The organism is Streptomyces viridosporus (assembly GCF_002078235.1).
In the GTDB taxonomy this organism is placed as follows: Bacteria; Actinomycetota; Actinomycetes; order Streptomycetales; family Streptomycetaceae; genus Streptomyces; species Streptomyces viridosporus.
On the sequence record NZ_MSGP01000709.1, the window covers coordinates 1 to 3,124 of the forward strand.

A 3,124-nucleotide genomic window follows, 5' to 3' on the forward strand; every position below is an offset into this window, starting at 1 on the left:
GCCAGCCGTCGTCGACGACCGTCGTCGCACCGGCCTCGGTGATGATCGCCGGGCCGGTGACGGTGTCGCCGGGGGGAAGGTCCTCGCGGCGGTGGAGGGGCACGTCCCGCCAGGCACCGCCGGTGTGGAGGCGGACGGTCCGCGGGGCGGCGGGGCTGCTTCCGAGGGAGCGCTCGCCGGGGGCCAGGGCGGAGAGATCGGGGGGGTCGGTGATGCCGGTGGCTTCGACGGAGAGGGCTTCGACGACGATCGGCCGGTCGAGCGTGAAGGAGTAGGTGGTGCGATGACGTTCCTCGAAGACGCGGCGCATCGCGTCGGGCTCGGTCAGCTCGACGGTGAGGGTGGTGTCGGTCCCGTCGTAGCGCAGCTGGGCGCGGCGGGTGACCTCGATCCGCTCCTCGGGGACGTCCTCGGCGAGGAGTTCGGCGCGGGCGGCCGCCTCCAGGTCGTCGGCGACCCTGCGGACGCCGGGCATCGCGTCGGGCCCGAGGGGTGCCTCGACGGAGCGCTCGCGCATGGCCGTGGTGTCGGCGAGGCCGATGCCGAGTGCGGACAGGACACCCGCCATGGGCGGGACGAGGACGGTGCGGATGCCGAGGGAGTCGGCGACCCTGCACGCGTGCTGTCCGCCCGCACCGCCGAAGGTGGTGAGGGTGTAGCGGGTGATGTCGTGGCCCTTCTGCACGGAGATCCGCTTCACGGCGCCCGCGATGTTGGCGACGGCGATCTGCAGATAGCCCTCGGCGACCTGCTCCGGGGTGCGGTCGTCGCCCGTCCGCTCACGGATGTCCCGGGCGAGGGCGGTGAAGCGCTCCCGGACGAGTGCGGCATCGAGGGACTGGTCGCCCTCCGGGCCGAACACCGCGGGGAAGTGGTCGGGTTGGATACGGCCGAGCATGACGTTGGCGTCGGTGACGGCGAGCGGGCCGCCGCGCCGGTAGCAGGCGGGGCCCGGGTCCGCGCCCGCCGAGTCCGGCCCCACCCGGTAGCGGGAGCCGTCGAAGTGGAGGACCGAGCCGCCGCCGGCGGCCACGGTGTGGATGTCCAGCATGGGCGCGCGCAGCCGGACCCCGGCGATCCGTGTGGTGAGGACGCGTTCGTACTCGCCCGCGAAGTGCGAGACGTCGGTGGAGGTGCCGCCCATGTCGAAGCCGATGACGCGGTCGTGGCCGGCGCGCTGCGACATGCGCGCCATGCCGACGATGCCGCCGGCCGGGCCGGACAGGACGGCGTCCTTGCCCCGGAACTGCCCGGCCGCGGCGAGTCCGCCGTTGGACTGCATGAACATCAGCCGTACGCCTTCGAGGGCGTCGGCGACGTGCCGTACGTAGCGGCGCAGCACGGGCGAGAGGTAGGCGTCGACCACGGCGGTGTCACCGCGCGGGACGAGCTTCATCAGCGGGCTGACCTCGCTGGACAGCGAGATCTGCGGGAATCCGACACGGGCGGCGAGTTCCCCGATCGCCCGCTCGTGGGCGGGGTGGAGGTGGCTGTGCAGGCAGACCACGGCGACGGCCCGGATCCCGTCGTCGTACGCCCGCCGCAGCGGTTCGGTGAGGGCGTCCAGGTCCGGGGGGCGCAGGACGGTGCCGTCGGCGGCGATGCGCTCGTCCACCTCGACGACCCGTTCGTACAGCTGGTCGGGCAGGTCGATGCGGCGGGCGAAGATCCGGGGACGGTTCTGGTAGGCGATGCGCAGGGCGTCGCGGAAGCCGCGGGTGATGATCAGCAGGGTGCGTTCGCCCTTGCGCTCGAGGAGGGCGTTGGTGGCGACCGTGGTGCCCATGCGCACGGCGTCGACGGCGTCGCCCGTACCGGCGGGCTCGCCGGCCGCGGCCAGCAGCGCGCGGATGCCCGCGACGGCCGCGTCGGCGACGGGTGCCCCGGTGTCCGGGCGGGGCCCGGAGTGCCGGAGGGCCGGGGTGTCCGACAGCAGTTTGTGCGTGAGCAGCCGACCGTCCGGGCGCCGCGCGACGATGTCGGTGAAGGTGCCACCCCGGTCGATCCAGAACTGCCAGCCTGCCACGTCAGTACCCCGCTTCCGCGCCGGTCACAGTGCCCGGAGGCCGTTGATCACGTCGCGCAGAATACTCTCGTCCGGCAGTTCGGCCGGGGGTACGGGCCGGTTCACATGGACGAATTCGGTGTCGACGAGGTCTCCGACCAGGACCCGGACCACTCCGACCGGCAGATCGAGCTCGGCGGCGAGCTCGACGACCGTCTGCGGGGTGTCACGGCACAGTTCGACGATGTCCACGTGCTCCGGGGAGAGCGTCGGGTCCGTATCCGGGTCGTCGGCGTGGCGTTCCGTGACGACCACCGCGATCAGGTCGAGGCGGTGCTGGGCCGCACTGGTGGTGCGGCCCCGCGTCATGGCGTACGGACGGACGACCGGCCCGGCCTCGTCGTCGAACCAGTGGCTTCTCCCCTGACCGTCAGCACTCATGTCATCCCACTACCCGCCCGAGGACAGATCGGTACGCGGAGCGGCGCCCAGATGCACACCGACCCGCTTCACGAGGAGCGTCATCTCGTAGGCGACCTGTCCGACGTCCGAGTCGGCGTCCGCGAGGACGGCGAGGCAGCTGCCGTCCCCGGCGGCCGTGACGAACAGGAACGCCTCGTCGAGTTCGACGACGGTCTGACGGACCTCGCCCGCCTCGAAGTGGCGGCCCACGCCCTTGGCGAGGCTGTGGAACCCGGAGGCGACGGCGGCCAGGTGCTCGCTGTCCTCACGGGTCAGGTCCTTCGAGACCCCTGTGGGCAGGCCGTCGCCGGAGAGCACGATGGCCTTGCGGATGCTCGCGACGCGCTCCACCAGGTCGTCGAGGAGCCAGTTCAGCTCCCCCTTGTCGGTCGCGGTGTGGCCGGCGGCCTTCGGTGCGGTCATCGACCGTCCCCCTCTGTCGTTCGTCGTGGTGCCGTGCCGCTGTCGGCGTCGTCGCCCGCGGCGTTCTCCTCACGGCCGCGCTGCCAGCCCCGCTGGAGCGAGGCCATGCGGCTGCGTACTTCTTCCGCGTCCCGTTCGACGGGCCGGGTCCTGTCCTCGTTCCGCGGTTCGGCACCGCGCTTCAGCTGCGGGGCGAGGCTGGCCTGCCGTTTGCGCCGGGGCAGTGGTCCGGCG

4 protein-coding genes are annotated in these 3,124 nt (G+C 72.8%); all 4 read right to left on the reverse strand.

All coding sequences use genetic code 11. The features are described from left to right. A partial coding sequence (locus B7L92_RS36225) for a hydantoinase/oxoprolinase family protein (protein WP_304364731.1) occupies window positions 1–2,026 on the reverse strand: 2,026 nt, incomplete at its 3' end. Between the two features lie 24 nt (window positions 2,027–2,050). Then, window positions 2,051–2,446, reverse strand: coding sequence for a DUF742 domain-containing protein (locus B7L92_RS36230; RefSeq protein ID WP_081241419.1), 396 nt, complete (start codon window positions 2,444–2,446; stop codon window positions 2,051–2,053). Between the two features lie 9 nt (window positions 2,447–2,455). Continuing rightward, a complete protein-coding gene (locus tag B7L92_RS36235; protein WP_081241420.1) occupies window positions 2,456–2,890 on the reverse strand; it encodes a roadblock/LC7 domain-containing protein in 435 nt (144 codons plus the stop codon). After that, the coding region (locus B7L92_RS36240) for a hypothetical protein (protein ID WP_143626454.1) at window positions 2,887–3,124 on the reverse strand (238 nt) is incomplete at its 5' end. The genes B7L92_RS36240 and B7L92_RS36235, both read right to left, overlap by 4 nt.